This window comes from Streptomyces sp. NPDC055078, from assembly GCF_053607985.1.
The window spans coordinates 1-17,460 of record NZ_JBSGUP010000023.1; the positions used below are offsets into that span (position 1 = coordinate 1).

Here is a 17,460-nt window from a genome sequence, read left to right on the forward strand (position 1 = left end):
GGCCTGTCCCGGCCGGGGGCCCGCACATCGGACGGGGCTGTGATCAGCTGGGCTGGTCGCCCGTGTACCGGTAGATGTCGCCGCCGCTGTTGATGTGCCATACGGTGCCGTCGGCGCCGGCCGCGATGTCGGTGGCGGTGCCGGGGATCTTGATCCACGGGTTGGTGCCGCTGGCGTCGTTGTTGGTGTAGCGGTAGATGCTGCCGGCCGGATCGACGCCCCACACGTTGGTCCGGGAGCCGACCGCGATCCGCTTGAGGCTGCCGGCGACATCCGCCCACGGGTCCGAGCCCTGGTCGCCGGTGTACCGGTAGACCCGGTTGCCACTGTTGACGCCCCACACGGTGCCGTCCGCCGCCGCGCCGATGTCGCTCAGTGCCCCCGGGATCTTGATCCACGGGTTGGCGTCGTGGTTGGTGTACCGGTAGATGCCACCGGCGGAGTCCACGCCCCACACGTTCGTCCGGGAGCCCGCGTCGATACGGACCAGGCTCCCGTCGATGCCCACCCAGTTCGTCGTGCCCTGGTCGCCGGTGTACCGGTAGATCTGGTTGCCGCTGTTGACACCCCACACGGTGCCGTCCGATGCGGCACCGATGTCGCTCAGTGCCCCCGGGACGTTGATCCACGGGTTGCCGTCGTAGTTGGTGTACCGGTAGATCGCGCTCGCCGCGTTCACACCCCACACTGTCGTCCTGGACCCCGCCGAGATCGCCGAGAGACTGCCTGCGATCTTCACCCAATCCGCCATGCCGAGAACACCCTTCTTCGCACGGAAGTGGCTGCCATCCTCCGCGATGCGATGAGCCGATAAGGGGGGCGAACGCTTGTCCTGCTGTCAAACAAGCCAGTGATCAGTGTTTGAACTCCTGCCGCCCGTACGGGATGGGGGCGGGAGCGGCTCGCCCAGGGCCAGTTCGACTCAAAGCACTGTCCCACCCAGGGGGGATCGACACGGATACCAGGCCATGCCTCCCGTCGGGGGGACGGCGCCGCATGCCGAGGTCACTCGTCGGTGCGCGTCCACGCCGGAGTCCGCCCGTCGGTGGCGTGGCCGGTTCGCCGCCTTCGCCGCCTTCGCCGCGTTCGCCGCCTTCGCCGCGTTCGCCGAGGAGGGAACCCGCTGCGGTGGGGCGCTCAGGAACTCGGACCGTTCGTCGCGCGGGTAGCGCGGAGACGATCCGCAGCGCGGTGAACGGCACGCCGCCAAATGTGTGTGCGAATGGCCGGCCGGGGGAGACGGGCGGCTTGTCCCGGGTGCCCGTCGAAATCCTGCTGTGGGAGCCTTCTCTCGAAATGCTCCCTCGGTCCGGCGAATATGAGACAGAGCGGAAACATTCATCGTGGTGAGGGTGTGCTGGTAACACGCCATCCGGAGCCCGGTTTTCCCCGGGGAGGGCAGACCCGCTAGGATCACGGCATGGTTACAGTCCGGTCCGGTCGCCATCCGATGCAGGCTCGTCCCTCGGGAAGTCTGCTGCGTGTCGTCGGCCTGGCCGTTCTGCTCATCGGTCTGTTTTCCCTGCATTGCGCGAATGCGAAAGACGCCGCGGCGCATACGACTCCAGGCGTGACCGCGTTCGCCCCTGCCGACGGGGGAGTCGGCGCGGCCGTACGGGTGGCACCCGCCGGTGGTCATGACTCGGGTCATCCGGCACACGAGTGCGCACCCAGGGGGCCGCAGCAGGGAGTTGCGGTGGAGCCGCCGTGCCCCTCGACGTCGGCTGAGCGGTTCACAGTGCAGCGGGGTCTTCCGAGTTCCCTGGCGCTGCCCGGGGCGGTGCCGGCCGTTCCGCCGGTGGCGCATTCCAGAGCCTCGGCCGTTCTTCAGGTGTAGCCGCCCGGCGGGTTCCGGCGGGTTTCCCCGTGTTGCACGCTCATATCGCTGAGCCCTGCTTCCGGAGTTGTTCGACCCTTCGGAATTCTTTTCCATTGCTTCCATGCCCGGTGGCGGGTGTGCATCGCCGTGTCTGTCTATCTGCCTGTCCAGCTGCCTCGCCGCCGCACGATCGTGATCCTCTCCACCGCTCCGAGCGGGTGAGGACTGCTCGATGAGGGACGTATGTTCCATCGATTTCCGCTGCCATTTTTCCGCCGGGCTTCTTTATTTCGGTGGAGACTGCTTGCCCCTCTTGTGGGCGGGCTGCTGATCGCGACGGCCAACTGCTCTTTCCCGGCTTTCGGGGACCCCGGCATCGCTTCGGGCAACCCCGGTCGGCAGGTCGTGCCGGTGGCCCCTCTCCCTGAATTCACGCAGCGTGATTCCGGGGATGATCCCGAGGACCATCACCACCACGGCGGTTCCGCCTGTGCCTTCCCCGGACTCATTCCCCAGGTTCTGAGTGAGGGTCAGCCCACCGCCGCTGCGACAGCGATGCCGTCTCCCGCCCTGGCGGGCAGGCTCACAGCAGGGGAATCGCGGGCTCTCCTGCCGGGTTCCGCCAGATCACTCATAGCCCTGTCCGGCCGATCGACGCTGACCAGCATCTGTCGGTGGCGCATCTAGACCACTCGCCGTGCGGCCGTCCCCGACGGCTGCCGCATGCCCATGCCCATGCCCGTGCGATGCCAGGGCCCGCGACCGCGCCCAGGTGTTGCCCATGACCAGGGCCCGGGCGCTGGATCGCCCGGCCCCGCGCAGGCGGCATGCGTCCCGAGTGAATACCGACGCGCACCACCGAACGAGAGCGAAGCCATGCATTCCCCGATCACCCATGTGACTCCTCCCAGCAGGTCAGCCCTCTCCGGACTGGTCGGCAACACGCCACTGCTGCGGATCTCAGAGCCCCTCGCTCCGGCCGGGCGCGGCTTCTGGGCGAAGCTGGAGGGCTTCAACCCCGGAGGCATCAAGGACCGTCCCGGCCTGCACATGGTCGAACGCGCCCGCGCCCGTGGCGATCTGAAGCCCGGCGCCCGGATCATCGAGTCCACCAGCGGCACTCTTGGGCTGGGCCTCGCCCTCGCGGGCATGGTCTACGGCCATCCGGTCACCCTGGTCACCGACCCCGGTCTGGAGTCCTCCATGACACGGCTGCTGGCCGCGTACGGCGCGCAGGTCAATGTCGTCTCCGAACCGCACCCCACCGGCGGTTGGCAGCAGGCCAGGCGTGACCGTGTCGCCCGGCTCCTGGAGCGGCATCCGGACTCGTGGTGCCCGGATCAGTACAACAACCCGGACAACACCAGCGCGTACACCCCGCTGGCGCTCGAACTGGCCACCGAGATGGGGCATATCGATGTGCTGGTGTGCAGTGTGGGTACCGGCGGGCACTCCGCGGGTGTCTCACGCGTGCTGCGGCAGCTCTACCCGGATCTGACACTGGTGGGGGTGGACACCATCGGCTCCACCATCTTCGGCCAGCCCGCGCGTACCCGGTTGATGCGCGGACTCGGCTCCAGCATCTATCCCCGCAACGTCGCGTACGACCACTTCTCCGAGGTGCACTGGGTGGCCCCCGCCGAGGCCGTATGGGCGTGCAGGCAACTCGCCACCTCCCACTACGCCACCGGCGGCTGGAGCGTCGGGGCGGTCGCCCTGGTCGCCGGCTGGCTGGCCGGCGCCCTGCCCCAGGAGTCCCGGATCGCCGCGGTGTTCCCCGACGGTCCGCAGCGATACCTCGGCACCGTCTACGACGACGACTACTGCGCCGCCCACGGCCTGCTCGACGCGCCGCCGTCCCCTGAACCCGAGGTGATCGGCAGCCTCGACGAGAAGGAGGTCACCCGCTGGTCCCGCTGCACCACCGTGCTCGATCCGCTCGCGCTGCGCGCCCAGGAGCGGAAGCCGGGAGGAGCGGATCCCGCAAAAGACGCCGCCGATATCGCCGACGCCTCGCAGGCCGCCGCTTCCGAAGCCGCCGCCGATATCGCAGGCTCCGACGCGGCCGAGGAGGACGGGACCCGATGAAGGGCACCCTCGCGCAGGTCCGTACGTACGATCGGAGCGTTCAGCTGTTGATGGTGAACCAGTTCACCATCAACCTCGGCTTCTACATGCTTATGCCCTATCTGGCGACCCACCTGGCCGGCCCGCTGGGGCTGGCGGGCTGGCTGGTCGGACTGATCCTGGGCGTACGCAACTTCAGTCAGCAGGGCATGTTCCTGATCGGCGGCACGCTGGCCGACCGGCTCGGCTACAAGCCGATGATCATCGCGGGAATGGTGCTGCGTGTCGTCGGGTTCGCGACCATGGGGCTGGTGGACTCCGTGCCCGCGCTGATCGCCGCGTCCGCCGCGACGGGGCTGGCCGGGGCCCTGTTCAACCCGGCCACGCGGGCGTACCTGGCCGCCGACGCGGGTGAGCGGCGCGTCGAGGCGTTCGCCCTCTTCAACGTCTTCTACCAGGCGGGCATCCTGCTGGGTCCGCTGGTCGGCATGGTGCTGACCGGCGTCGACTTCCGCGTCACCTGTCTGGTGGCGGCGGGAACCTTCGCCGTGCTGAGCATCGTGCAGATCCGCGCCCTGCCCGCGCGCCGGGGCAATGACGCGGACGCCCGGCCGGACGGCGGACCTGAGAGTGTGCTCTCCCAGTGGCGCGGCATCCTGGCCAACCGCTCCTTCGTACTCTTCTCGCTGGCGATGGTCGGCTCGTATGTGATGACCTTTCAGGTCTACCTCGCGCTGCCGCTCGAAGTCCGGCGCCTGGGCGGGGAAGGCCGGTTCGGCACGGCCGCGGTGGCGGTGCTGTTCGCCGTCTCGGGGCTGAGCACGATCCTCTTCCAGACGAGGGTCACCGCCTGGTGCAAGGCGCGGCTGGAGCCGGGACGTGCGCTGACCTGGGGGCTGCTGACCATGGGGGTGGCGTTCGTCCCCCTCCTCGCGGCCACGGCGCTACCCGTACCGGCACAGGGAGCAGGGCGGTGGCTGCTGGCCGCGGTACCGCCCGCGCTGTCCGCGCTGCTGCTGGCCCTGGGCACGATGGTCGCCTACCCGTTCGAGATGGACACCATCATCCGCCTCTCGGGGGACCGGCTGGTGGCCACGCACTACGGGTTGTACAACACTGTCTGCGGCGTCGGCATCACCCTCGGGAACCTGCTCACCGGGGTCTCGCTGGACGCGGCCCGCGCCGCCGGCATGTCCGCGCTCCCCTGGCTGGCGCTCCTCGCGCTCGGCCTCGCCTGCGCCGCCGCCCTCTACGGGCTCCACCGCACCGGACGCCTCGCGCCCCTTGCGTCCCAGCCGAAGGCCCGGTCGGCAGTGGTCTGACCCACGCTCGGTACCGGAGGGGCGGGCGGAAGCCTTCGCCCGCCCTTCTGCCAGCATGCCCGTATACCCGTACAGCTCCTATGGCCCGTCGAGCCCGTCGAGCCCGTCGAAGGGACGGTGTCGGGGTTTTTCGGGGTCGAGGTCGCAGGCGGCCGCGCTCCTCGCCGGGCCACGCGGCGGCCCCGACCGTCGAGCGGCCGGACCCGCGCTGTCAGGTCCGGCCACCGGGTCCGAGTCGCGCGCAGCCAGCGCGTGGAATAGGACGTGTTCCACGGTACGGCCCGGCACTGACAATCAGCATGCGACGAGCGCCGATGATCACCCCACGGGCACCCGTACGGGGTATCCGCTGAGCGCCGCGCGGAGTCGGACGGCGGGCCCAGTGGCCGCATATGCGGCCATCATGTGGAATAAACCTTGTGAATGCCAGGAGTACGTGCCTAATCTGGCGCATATGCAGTCCTACAGCATCGGTCAGGCGGCACAGCTGCTCGGCGTCAGCCCCGACACCGCGCGGCGCTGGGCCGACGCCGGAAGGGTCGCGACCCATCGCGACGAGGGCGGACGCCGGGTCATCGACGGACGCGATCTCGCTGCCTTCTCCATCGAGGTCGGCCAGAGCGGCCATGGTGAGGAGGAGGTCGCGTACACCTCGGCCCGGAACGCGTTCCCCGGCATTGTCACCGCCGTCAAACTCGGTGATGTCGCCGCGCAGGTCGAGATCCAGGCCGGGCCGCACCGGCTCGTCTCGCTGCTGACCCGGGAAGCGGTCGAGGAGCTGGGGCTTGAAGTCGGTATGCGGGCCACCGCGCGGGTGAAGTCGACCAGTGTGCACATCGACCGCGTGTGAGACCCGCGCGTGCGCGTCGGCCGCGCGCGATACCCGGTCCGTCCTCTCCGGGGTCCGGCTCCGACCGTTGCGAGGCCCTGTGCCGTTTCCCCCAAGGCTCCGACGGTCCCGAGCCGCCGGGCCGGGAATCCACCGCTCAGCAAGGAGCGACGCCCCATGACCTCCGCCCCCACCCGCCGCGCCGCCGCCGTCGCCCTGAGCGCGGCCCTGCTCGTACCGCTCGCCGGCTGTGGTGACGGTGACGGTGAGAAACGCCCGGGGGCCAGGGCCGCCGGGTCCTCCGGCGCCCCGCCGAAGGCCGACCTCACGGTGCTGGCCGCCTCCTCGCTGACCGATGTGTTCAGGACGGCGGGTGCCGCGTACGAGAAGGAGCACCCCGGCACCGAGGTCACGTTCTCCTTCGCCGGGTCGCAGGAACTCGCCGCGCAGGTCCGGCAGGGCGCGCCCGCCGACGCCCTGGTGACCGCCGACACCAAGACCATGGACGGGCTGAAGGCCGACACCGGGACGCCCACCGTCGTCGCGAAGAACCGCCTGGTGATCGCCACCAATGAGGGCAACCCCCAGAAGATCGGCGGTCTCAAGGATCTCGCGGACACCAAGCTGAAGGTCGTACTCGCCGCGCCCGAGGTGCCTGTCGGGCGGTACAGCGAGAAGATCCTCGACGCCCAGAGCATCGTGGTGAAGCCGGTCTCCCAGGAGCCCAACGTCCGCGCCGTCCTGAGCAAGGTCGAACTCGGCGAGGCCGACGCCGGACTCGTCTACCGGACCGACGCGGCCACCGCCGCCGACAAGGTCGACGCGGTCGAGATCCCGGACGAGCAGAACGCGATCGCCGAGTACCCGGCCGCGACCCTGAAGGCATCCGGGCATGCGGAGGCGGCAGCCGCGTTTGTCGCCTGGCTGTCCACCCCGGCGGCTCAGCGGATCTTCCAGGACGCGGGCTTCCAGCGGCCCTAGGGAAGCCGGGCCGGACGGGCGCGCGTAGCACCATGGACACCTTGCGCTCCATGTACCCCCCGCGCACCATGTACACCAGGGACCGCCGATGAAACGCCGTCACCGCCCTCACCGCCGTTACCCCGCAGGTGCCCGTGCGCCCGTCGCCCTCGTCGTGCCCGCGCTCATCGCCGTAGCGTTTCTGCTGCTGCCGTTGCTCGGCATTCTGGTGCGTACCGAATGGGGCGATGTCGGTACGCATCTGAGCAGTCCGGGTGTCACCGAGGCGCTCAGGCTCTCGCTGCTGGTCTCCTTCTCGGCGCTGGGGCTCTCCCTGCTGCTCGGGGTGCCGCTCGCCTGGCTGCTGGCGCGCGTCCGTTTCCCGGGGAAGGCGTTCGTGCGGTCCCTGGTGATGCTCCCGATGGTGCTCCCGCCCACCGTCGGGGGTGTCGCCCTGCTCCTCGGTCTCGGCCGCCGGGGGCTCATCGGCCCCTGGCTGGAGGACACCTTCGGGATCGTCCTGCCGTTCCACACCTCCGGCGCGGTGGTCGCCGCGACCTTCGTCGCCATGCCGTTCCTCGTCATCAGCCTCGAAGGCGCGCTCAGGGGGCTGCGCCCGCGCTACGAGGAGACCGCGGCCTCGCTGGGCGCCTCTCCGGTACGGGTGTTCCTCACCGTCACGCTGCCGATGGTGGCCCCGGGGCTGATCGCGGGAGCAGCGCTCACCTGGGCACGTGCGCTCGGGGAGTTCGGGGCGACCATCACCTTCGCCGGGAATCTGCCCGGGGCCACCCAGACCCTGCCGCTCCAGGTCTATCTCCTCCTTCAGGATCAGCCGGAGGCCGCCACCTCGCTCTCGCTGCTGCTGCTCGCCATCGCGACGGCGGTGCTGGTCGCGCTGCGCGGACGGTGGACCGGGGGAGCGACCGCCGACCGTACCGACAGGGCGCGGTCCGTACGGCAGGACGCACCGGAGGCACACGACGCCCCCGAGCCTCCTGCGCCCGAGCCCCTGGCGGCCGACCCCCTGGCTCCCGAGCCCCCGGCTCCCGGAGCGCCCGCCTCCGGATCACCGGAATCCGGAGCAGCAGAATCCGGAGGGCCGGAACCCGCACCACCAGAACCCGCACCAGCAGAACCCGCATCACCAGAACCAGGAACCCCAACGGCCGCACACGGAGGCGCCGTACACCAGGGCCCTGAACGCAATGGACCCGCGCACCAGGAATCCGCGCACGGAGAACCCGAGCCGTGGTCGCTGCGTGCCGAGGTCACCGGTTTCACCCGGCTCGCGCTCGATGCCGGGCCCGGCACCACGATCGCCGTCGTCGGTCCCAACGGCGCGGGCAAGACCACACTGTTGCGCGCGCTCCTCGGCCTCACGCCCCGCGCGCACGCCGAACTCCGGCTCGGTGACACCGAGGTGACCGCCCTGCCGCCGCACCGCCGCGGCGTCGCCTGGGTCCCGCAGGACGGCGCGCTCTTCCCGCATCTGAGCGCGCTGAGCAATACGGCGTACGGGCTCCGCGCCCATGGGGTGCCGCGCGCCGAGGCCCGCCGCAGCGCGCAGGCGTGGCTCGACCGGCTCGGGGTGGGGCAGCTCGCCCGGCGCAGGCCCGCCCAGCTCTCCGGAGGGCAGGCCCAGCGGGTGGCGCTGGCCCGTGCCCTGGCCGCCAGGCCCCGGCTGCTGCTGCTCGACGAACCGCTCGCCGCCCTCGACCAGACCACCCGGGCCCGGGTGCGTCACACCCTGCGTACCCATCTCGAAGGCTTCGGCGGGGTCTGTCTGATCGTCACCCATGACCCGGTGGAGGCCGTTTCGCTCGCCGACCGGGTGCTCGTCCTGGACGAGGGGCGCGCGGTGCAGTACGCGCCGCCCACCGAGGTCACCCGCCATCCGCGCTCGCCGTGGGTCGCCCGGATGCTGGGCCGCAACGCCTGGCCGGGCACGGCGACCCCGGGCGGTCTCGCGCTGCCGGGCGGCGGGCGGCTCGTCGTCGCCGAACCACTGCCCGCCGGTACGGACGCGCTCGCGATCATCGCTCCCGAGGCCGTCTCCGTACACCGGGAGCGGCCCGGCGGCAGCCCGCGCAACGTCTGGCCCGGGACGGTCCGCGAGATCACCGCGAGCGGCAGTCGGCTGCGCGTCCTCATCACCTCCCCGCAGGCGCCCGATCTGGTCGCGGAGATCACCCCGCAGGCCGCCGCGGAACTGGGACTCGCCGACGGAACCGCCGTCTGGACGAGCGTGAAGGCGACCGAGGCCGTGGTCGTCGCGCTCTGAGACCGCTCCGGGAGCCCGGTCGACGGCACGGGGAGCGGGAGCGGTCGGCACTACGGGCCCGGGGGAGCGGTCGGGGGGCAGTCGGCGTACGGACCCCGGGGGAGCCGTGGCAGTACGCGCCCCGGGGGAGCCGCCGGCAGCACGGGCCCCGGGAAGACGGCCCGGGTGCGGGCGAGGGAACGGCCGGTAGTACCGGGACGGTTGGCGAGAACGCCGCCGAACAGTCCGTGTTCGACAACTCGGTGCTTGAACGAGGGTGCTCGTGCCCGGTTGGCTCCGGCTGAACCAGTCATATCGAAGCACGTCCGGAACATTTCTTTTCATTGTTGGTGCGGCGACGGTGAGCCGACAGTTCTTGAACTCTTGTTCCCTGCCGGTGTGTTGTGCCAGGGTGAGCCTCCCCACGTCCGAACCCGGTCGTTTCTGTTCAACCGTTCGAATTGGCAAGCGATACCGACCCCCTGCGCGTGCTCATTCCGGCGAGATTCAACGACTTTCAACGACTTTCAACGGCACTGCCCCGCACCGCTCTCGCGCCGTTCGTGCGACATCCGCACGGCGTTCCCGGAAGTGACCTCAGTGATCCCAGTGTTCTCAGCGACCCCATTGACCGAAATCCTCTGCCCGTAGACCGCGGGCAGGGCGTACAGCTCCACCCCCCACCGCAATGCTCCGGATGGAATGACGTCATATGCGCAAGCTCCGCTTCCAGGGTTCCCCGCCGCCCGCCCGCACCGGACTCGACTCCGGGGCCTCCGACGAGGGCCTGGCCGCCGCGTTGCGTGCCGGTGGCGGAACAGACGAGGCCGGGCCGGTGGCACTGCTGCTGGCGAGACACTGGCAACCGGTCTTCGACTACGCGTACATCGGAACCCCCACGGCCAAAGCCGCCACCCTGCTGACCACGGCCGCCTTTCACCAGGTTCTGGACAATCTCCGGCAGGCCCGTACGACCGCCGCCATTCGGCCCCTCCTGCTGACGGCGGCCCGGCAGACCGGGAGGTCGTGGGCGGTCGACGAACGCGTCACCGAGCTGCCCGAACTCCGGAATCCCGGGTCCGGCCGCACGGTTCCCGCCGAAATGTTCGCACTCAACGAGAACCGGGCGCTGGTCTCACGGTCCTTCCTGTCCCTGCCCGGCCCCGCCCAATGCCTTCTGTGGCATGCCGAGGTCGAGGCCGATGACCTTTCCGTACCGACCGGTCTGCTGGCGATCGAACCCCGTGGTGCGGCGGCCCAACTCGACCAGGCGCGGGAATTGTTCCGGGCGGGCATCCTGCGGGCCCATCTGGAACTCGCGCAGAACAATGAATGCCGCCACTACAACCGGCTGCTCGATGTGTCCCTGCGCCGCGGCGGCGCCCTGATCCCCGACATCCGGGCCCATCTCGCCGTATGCCGCCACTGCCGGTTCGCGGCCGAACAACTCGACCACGGTGACTGCCGGCTCGCACTGCTGCTCGCCGAGGGGATACTCGGCACGGCCGCCCAGCCGTATCTGGACTCCCGCCCCACCCGCACCGACGCCCGCTACCAGGCGAGGGCCGCCGCCGCCCGGGCACGGCTGCGGCGCCCGGGGCGGCACTCGCGCCGCAGACGCTCCCGCGCGCTGCCACTCCTCGCCGCCGGGGGCCGGATGCCCGCCGGGGGCCCGATGGCCGCCGAGAGCCGGACGCCCGCCGCGCCCTCCAGGGGCCGGGGGGCTTCGCAGCGCGGCCGGACGGCGGCCGTCACCGGCCTCGGGGTCGTCACCGGGCTGCTCGCCGTCGTGACCGTCGTCAGCGAACTGTGGGCCGACGACGACACCGCCACCCCCGCGGCACCCGGCGAAAGCGTCTCCGCCGGCCCCGTTCCCGGCGGCGGTGGCGAGCCCCCGCCCCAGCCCCCGCCGTCGGCGACCTCCGCCGCCCACCCCGTGGGCCCGTTCACCACCCGGCTGCGCCACACCGGGTCCGGCCTCTGCCTCGACGTCCGGGACCGCCTCGCCGAGCCCGCCGCTGAAGCGGTCCTGACCCGCTGCGCCGGCTCCATCACCCAGGAGTGGACCTACGAGGACGACGGCCTGCTGCGCACCGCAGCCGTGCCAGGACTCTGTCTGAACTCGCATGAACTGGACGGCGTGCTCGTCCTCGCCGAATGCGCGGACGCCACGGCGGAGACCGGGCCGGACGTACGGTACGACCTGACCATCCAGGGCCGGGTGATCCCCCGCTGGAACGAATCGCTCGCCGTCGTCCCCGGCTCGGACGGGGCCGGATCGCCCGCCGTGGTCAAGGTCCGTGACGGATCGCCCGCGCAGCGCTGGACCCTGGACCACCCCACCGCCGTGACACCGCGACTCCGGCCCGGTTCCGCGGCGAGCACCCCCACCTCCCAGGAGGTGAACGCCTCCCCGACCGCCGAGCGCTCCTCACGACCCGTCGAGGGGAGCGCGTCACCGCCCCCGCCGGAGCGCGCCCAGCCCGCCGACGAAGCATCCCGCTTCGGGGAGTCCCGCGATGTACGGGGGGTCAGCGACGAGGGCCGCGCACCGGCACCGGACGACTCGCCCGTACGCTCCCCGCTGCGGCTGATCCCCCTCGAACGGATCGACACGGCACGGCTCGCCGGGATCCTGGAACTGGCCCTCGCCGAATCAGTCGGCACGCTCCCCTGGCGCTAGTCGGATCGGCGTCGGATCAGCGGCGGATCAGTGGGTCGGCGTCGGATCAGCGGCGGATCGGCAGCTCGGCGTCGGACAAGCGGCGGCGGATCAGCGTCAGATCAGCGGCGGGACCTCACCCTCCAGCCGGGTCAGATCGATGACCGTGAACACGGCGCCCTGCTGGTCCGACACCGTCGCGAACCGGCCGAACGGGCTGTCCATCGGCCCCTGCAGCAGCCGCCCGCCCAGTTTTTCGACGGTGGCGACGGCGTCATCGGTGTCCGCCACCGAGAAGTGCACATTGACGAACGACGGGACGTCGGGCGGGAACTCGTCCGTCATCCGCAGCCGGCCCGCCACCGGGTCGTCGCCGACGTTCCACAGCTGGAAGTCGACGCCCTCGACCGCCATCCGACGCACCCGGTAGGGAAAGACGGCGGTGAAGAAGGAATCCGTCCGCGCCGGCTCGCGAGTGCAGAGATCGGCCCAGGCGTACGCCCCCGGCTCACCGGTCTTCTCGAAGCCCTCGTGGTTGTGCGCCTGCCACGCGCTGAAGAACATCCCGGTGGGGTCCTGGGCCGTGACCATGGTGCCGAAGTCGCCGACGGTCATGGGCTCCGTCGCCAGTGTGCCGCCGTTCTCCCGGATTCTCGCGGCCGTCGCCTCCGCGTCGGGGGTGGCGAAGTAGAGGTTCCAGGCGGCCGGTCCACCGTCCGCGTCCGGCAGCTGCGGAAAGACGGCGGCCACCGCTTTGCCGTCCCGGTACGCCTGGGTGTAGCCGCCGAACTCCTCGGCGCTCTCGCCGAACGTCCAGCCCAGCACCTCACCGTAGAAACTCTTGGCGGCCTCGATGTCGGGGAACATCGCGTCCGTCCAGCAGGGTGTTCCCTCCGGTCGTACGGCCATGGGGCCACCGCCTTTCCTCGCACGTCGCCTCGAAGGCTGTCCCGCACGTTCACTCGAACGTACTTTCGCTCTTCACGCTAGGGGCTCCTGGGGGACCGCGCGCGCCGAACCCGAGAATCGAACATAATTCGTACACCTTGGGGTGAGGTGCCAATATGGGTGCCTGAGGCACCCATATACTTCGCCCATGCCGCCCCCCGGTTCCGCCCGCCCCCGGATACTCGCCGACCTCACCCCGCTGCGCAGCTCAGCCGACTTCCGGAGGCTGTGGCTGGGCAACACCATCTCCTGGATCGGGCACGGGATGACCACCCTCGCCATCTCGCTCCAGGTGTACGACATCACCCGCTCGACCTTCGCCGTGGGGCTCGTCGGGCTCTGCTCCCTCGTGCCGCTGGTCGCCTTCGGGCTGTACGGCGGAGCCATCGCCGACACCATGGACCGGCGCCGGGTCGGTCTCGTCAGCGCGAGCGGATCGGCCGTCCTGTCCGTGGCCCTCGCCGTCGCCGCGTTCGCGGACTTCCACGATGTGCTCTTCCTGTACGCCGTGGTCGCCCTCCAGGCGGTCTGCGCGGCCGTCAACTCCCCGGCCCGCAGCGCGATGATCCCGAGGCTGCTCCCGCCCGAGCAGCTCCCGGCCGCCAACGCGCTCGGCTCGATGACCAATACGTCCGGGACGCTCATCGGTCCGATGCTCGGCGGGCTGATCGTCGGATTCGCGGGGTACGAGGCCGCGTACAGCCTCGATGTGCTCGCCTTCACCGCGTCCCTGTACGCGATGTGGCGACTGCCGTCGATGCTGCCGGAGCGGGCGGGCCGCAAGGGCGCGGAAGCAGCGGAAGCAGCGGACGGAGCGGACGGAGCGGACGGAGCCGAGGGAGCCGGGGAAGCCGGGCAAGTCGGAAGGGTCGAGGGAGCCGAGGGGGCCGACGGGGCGGAGGGGGCGACAAGGGCTTCCGTACGGGACGGACTGCGCTTTCTGGCGACGCGGCCGAACCTGCGGATGACCTTCTTCACGGACTTCTGCGCCATGATCCTCGCGCACCCTCGCGCACTGTTCCCCGCGATCGCGGTCCTCTGGTACGACGGCGACGCCACCACCACCGGCCTGCTGGTCGCCGCCCCCGCGCTCGGTGCCCTCCTCGGCGGCGTGTTCTCCGGCTGGCTGAGCCGGATCCGGCGGCACGGGCTCGCCATACTGCTCGCGGTGGGGTCCTGGGGAACCGCCATCGCGGTCTTCGGCCTCACCCGCGAACTCTGGCTCGGGCTGCTGTTCCTGGCCCTCGCCGGGTTCGCGGACACGGTCTCCATGGTCTACCGGAGCACCATGCTCCAGGCGGCCGTCCCCGACGAGATGCGCGGCCGGCTCCAGGGCGTGTTCATCGTGGTGGTCGCCGGCGGGCCCCGGCTGGGGGACTTCCTCGCGGGCAGCGTCGCCGATCTGACCTCACCGATGATCGCCGTGACGGGGGGCGGGGTGGCGTGCGTGGTCGCGGTGTCGCTGCTGGCGCTGCGGTGGCGGGGGTTCGCCAGATACGACGCGCTGGCGCCGAAGCCGTGAGCCGAGGCGGGTGCGCGGGCGGGTTCAGGACATGGCCGAGAGGGCGCGTTTGAGGATTTTGCCCATGTCGTTACGGGGGAGCGCTTCGAGGAAGTGGATGGTGCGGGGGCGCTTGTGGGGAGCCAGTTGGGCGGCGACATGGGCCGTCAGGGCCTCCGCCGATGGCGGGGCCCCCGCGTCCGCCGGGACGATCCAGGCGACCACGCGCTCGCCCAGGTCCGGGTCAGGCTCACCGGTCACCGCCGCCTCACGGACGCCCGGATGCTCCAGGAGCGCGTTCTCGATCTCGCCCGCCCCGATCTTGTAGCCACCGCACTTGATGAGATCGGTGGCCTTGCGGCCGACGATCCGGACCGAACCGTCCGGGTCGCGGACGGCCATGTCGCCCGTGCGGAACCAGCCCTGGTCGAAGGCCGCGGCCGTGGCGTCCGGCCGGTTCAGATACTCGGTGAACAGATTCTCGCCGCGCACCTGGATCTCGCCGATGGTCTCGCCGTCGTGCGCGGTGATCCCGGAGCCGTCCTCGTCGACGAGCCGCAGTTCCACCCCGCGCAGCGGTACCCCGACGGACCCCGGGCGGGGCACCCCGTCGGCCCGTACGCTCGTGTTCATCAGCGTCTCGGTCATGCCGTATCGCTCGATCACCCGCCGGCCGGTAGCCGCCGCGATGCGCTCATGGTCATGGACGGGCAGTGCGGCCGACCCCGACACCAGCAGCCGAGCCCCCGCGAGGGCCCGGGTCAGCCCGTGGTCCGGCCCCCTGCCTTCGGCGTTGCCGGAGCCTTCAAGGGGTTCCCGGTCTTCGTCATCGCCGGCGCCCGCAAGGGCCTCCCGGCCTTCGCCGTCGAGGGCTTCGGCCAGCCGGTGGTACATCGTCGGCACTCCGAAGAGCATGGTGCCGCCGCCCGCCAGCTCCCGGGTCACACCCGCCACCGAGAACCGCCCGAGGTGCCGCACCTCACCGCCCCGGCGCAGCGGCCCGAGCACGCCGAGGATCAGCCCGTGCACATGGAACAGCGGCAGCCCGTGCACCAGGACGTCGTCGGCGGTCCACGCCCAGGCGTCCTCCAGGGCGTCGAGGGTGGCGGCGACCGCGCGCCGGGGCAGTACGGCTCCCTTGGGCGGCCCGGTCGTGCCCGAGGTGTAGACGATCAGCGCGGGAGCGAGCGGCCCGGGGTCCCCGGGCAGCGGGCCCGCGACGCCCGTCACCGGGATGTCGACCCGCTCCACCTTCTCCAGCGCGCCGGGCAGTTCGTCGCCCGGCCCGGCCAGGACGGCCGCGGGCGCGCTGTCCGTGAGGATGTGCGCCAGCTCGCGCTCCCCGGTCTTCGGGTTGAGGGGCACCACCGGCACCCCGGCGAGCAGCGCGGCCACCGCGCCCACCGCGGTCTCCAGCGTGGGGGTGGCCCACAGCGCGACCCGCGAGGCCCCGCCGATCCGTACGGCCAGCGCCCCCGCCGCTCCCGCCAGCTCCCCATAGGTCAGTCCGCGCTCCCCGAAGCGCAGGGCGGGCCGGTCCGAGCCGGTGTGCAGCGCGGGGAAGAGGTCACTCACTCGTCGTCCTCCATCGGATCGTCCAGGAAGCACCGGCCCGGCCGGCACCCCATTGTCCCCCGCCCTGTCTCTCCCTCTTGCCCTCCCTCCGCGCCCTCCCTTCGCCCCTCCTCTTTCCCCTTGCCCCTTCCGTCCCGCGATTCCGAACCCCGCCACCTCCCGATCCCGCCCCTCGACGACGGCTCAGCCCCGGCCATCCGGCTCCGCCGGCCGGACGTTGCGCATCCGCCCGTACGCGTACACACATCCAGCCAGCGCCAGGTCCGACAGCAGCATGAACCCGATGGAGTACGACCCCTTCGCGCTGTAGATCGCGCCCATCACCAGCGGTGGCACAAACCCGCCGAGGCCGCCCACCGCGCCCACGATGCCCGTCACACTGCCGACTTTCGGCTGCGGGGTCACCTGGGCGACCAGGGCGAAGACGCTGCCGCTCGCCGTGCCGAGGCCACCGGCCATGCACAGCAGGGTGACGGTGCCCCCGGGGTCCAGCGGCGGGTCGAACGCCTGGACGATCGCCATCAGCGCCACCAGGCCCAGTGCGGTGGAGGTGACCAGCGCCGGGTGGACCCGGTCCGAAAGCCAGCCGCCGAACGGGCGGAAGACCACCGTCACCAGGGCGAATCCCGCCGCCTTCGTCCCCGCGTCCGTCGGGTCGAGGTCGTACCAGGTCTTCAGATACGTCGGCAGATAGACCCCGAACGCCACGATCCCGCCGAACCCGATCGCGTACAGCGCCGACAGCTCCCAGGTCACCCGCAGCCGTCCGGCCCCGCCCAGTCTGCTCGCCAGGGATGCGGTCGGGACGGTGCGGTCGGGCCGGTCGGTGATCAGTACGGCGGCCAGCGCGGCGAAGACGGCGAGGGCGATCGCGACCACCGTGAACGGCAGGTCCTCCCCGTGTTTCGCGATCCGCGGGGTGAAGTAGCCGGAGAGCGCCACACCGCCCATGCCCATGCCGAACACCCCGATCGCGAATCCCCGCCGGGCGGGCGGGAACCACGAGTTGACCAGCGGCACCCCGATCGCGAACGTCGTACCGCCGAGCCCGAGCAGAAAGCCGACCACCAGCATCAGACCGTACGAATCCTTCGCCGGGATCAGCAGCAGTACGGGCACGATGGTCAGCGCCGAGACCAGCGGGAACATCAGCTTCGCGCCGTATTTGTCGGTGAGCGCGCCGACCGGGACCCGCCCGAGCGAGCCGACGATCACCGGGACGGCGACGAGCAGCGACTGCTCGAACGAACTCAGCCCGAGCCGGTCCTTGTACGCGCTGCCCAGCGGGGAGATCAGATTCCAGGCCCAGAAGGTGAGCGTGAACCCGACCGTCGCCACGACGAGATTCCGGTACGCGGCGGGGGAGGGCTTCGCGACGGTGTCCACCCGCCAAGTCAAGAGCCGTCCGGGTCCCCGGGCGCGCTGAACTGGTCCGTACGGATCAGTGTCCGGGCCTCCCCGGCGGTACGGGTCAGCGTCCGGGCCTCCCCGGCGGCACGGTTCAGCGTCCGGGC

The 17,460-nt window shown here is 71.2% G+C and carries 12 protein-coding genes; 8 read left to right on the forward strand and 4 right to left on the reverse strand.

Annotation, left to right across the window (positions count from 1 at the left end):
- Positions 1-43: 43 nt before the first annotated feature.
- On the reverse strand, positions 44-751 hold the full coding sequence (locus tag ACWF94_RS03925) for a tectonin domain-containing protein (protein WP_453484394.1): 708 nt from the start codon (positions 749-751) through the stop codon (positions 44-46).
- A gap of 217 nt (positions 752-968) precedes the next feature.
- On the opposite strand from ACWF94_RS03925, the gene ACWF94_RS03930 reads away from it, so the two are divergent.
- The 7 genes from ACWF94_RS03930 to ACWF94_RS03960 all read left to right on the forward strand — a co-directional run bounded on the left by ACWF94_RS03930 (position 969) and on the right by ACWF94_RS03960 (position 11,943).
- A complete protein-coding gene (locus ACWF94_RS03930; RefSeq protein WP_453484395.1) occupies positions 969-1,169 on the forward strand; it encodes a hypothetical protein in 201 nt (66 codons plus the stop codon).
- Between the two features lie 1,526 nt (positions 1,170-2,695).
- Positions 2,696-3,907, forward strand: coding sequence for a PLP-dependent cysteine synthase family protein (locus tag ACWF94_RS03935; RefSeq protein WP_453484397.1), 1,212 nt, complete (start codon positions 2,696-2,698; stop codon positions 3,905-3,907).
- Positions 3,904-5,208 carry an MFS transporter gene (locus tag ACWF94_RS03940; RefSeq protein WP_453484399.1) on the forward strand — a complete coding sequence of 435 codons (1,305 nt, stop codon included), beginning with the start codon at positions 3,904-3,906 and terminating at the stop codon, positions 5,206-5,208. The genes ACWF94_RS03935 and ACWF94_RS03940 overlap by 4 nt, the downstream gene beginning before the upstream one ends.
- 454 nt (positions 5,209-5,662) lie before the next feature.
- Positions 5,663-6,058, forward strand: coding sequence for a TOBE domain-containing protein (locus ACWF94_RS03945; protein WP_453484430.1), 396 nt, complete (start codon positions 5,663-5,665; stop codon positions 6,056-6,058).
- A 156-nt stretch (positions 6,059-6,214) separates the two neighbouring features.
- Entirely contained in the window at positions 6,215-7,018 is an 804-nt protein-coding gene (gene modA / locus ACWF94_RS03950) for a molybdate ABC transporter substrate-binding protein (protein WP_453484401.1), read from the forward strand.
- Between the two features lie 88 nt (positions 7,019-7,106).
- Positions 7,107-9,281, forward strand: coding sequence for an ABC transporter permease (locus ACWF94_RS03955; protein ID WP_453484402.1), 2,175 nt, complete (start codon positions 7,107-7,109; stop codon positions 9,279-9,281).
- 691 nt (positions 9,282-9,972) lie between these two features.
- Complete coding sequence (locus tag ACWF94_RS03960) at positions 9,973-11,943, forward strand: RICIN domain-containing protein (RefSeq protein WP_453484404.1); 1,971 nt, start codon at positions 9,973-9,975, stop codon at positions 11,941-11,943.
- A gap of 96 nt (positions 11,944-12,039) precedes the next feature.
- On the opposite strand, the gene ACWF94_RS03965 is transcribed toward ACWF94_RS03960, so the two are convergent.
- Positions 12,040-12,831: a VOC family protein gene (locus tag ACWF94_RS03965; RefSeq protein ID WP_453484406.1), complete on the reverse strand. Its 792-nt coding sequence runs from the start codon at positions 12,829-12,831 to the stop codon at positions 12,040-12,042.
- A gap of 187 nt (positions 12,832-13,018) precedes the next feature.
- Here ACWF94_RS03965 and ACWF94_RS03970 point away from each other — a divergent pair, with 187 nt between their 5' ends.
- Positions 13,019-14,392: an MFS transporter gene (locus ACWF94_RS03970; RefSeq protein ID WP_453484408.1), complete on the forward strand. Its 1,374-nt coding sequence runs from the start codon at positions 13,019-13,021 to the stop codon at positions 14,390-14,392.
- Positions 14,393-14,416: 24 nt separating this feature from the next.
- Here the strand turns inward: ACWF94_RS03970 and ACWF94_RS03975 are convergent, their stop codons facing one another.
- Positions 14,417-15,946 carry an acyl-CoA synthetase gene (locus ACWF94_RS03975; protein WP_453484410.1) on the reverse strand — a complete coding sequence of 510 codons (1,530 nt, stop codon included), beginning with the start codon at positions 15,944-15,946 and terminating at the stop codon, positions 14,417-14,419.
- Positions 15,947-16,129: 183 nt separating this feature from the next.
- Positions 16,130-17,332 carry an MFS transporter gene (locus ACWF94_RS03980; protein ID WP_453484412.1) on the reverse strand — a complete coding sequence of 401 codons (1,203 nt, stop codon included), beginning with the start codon at positions 17,330-17,332 and terminating at the stop codon, positions 16,130-16,132.
- Positions 17,333-17,460: the final 128 nt, after the last annotated feature.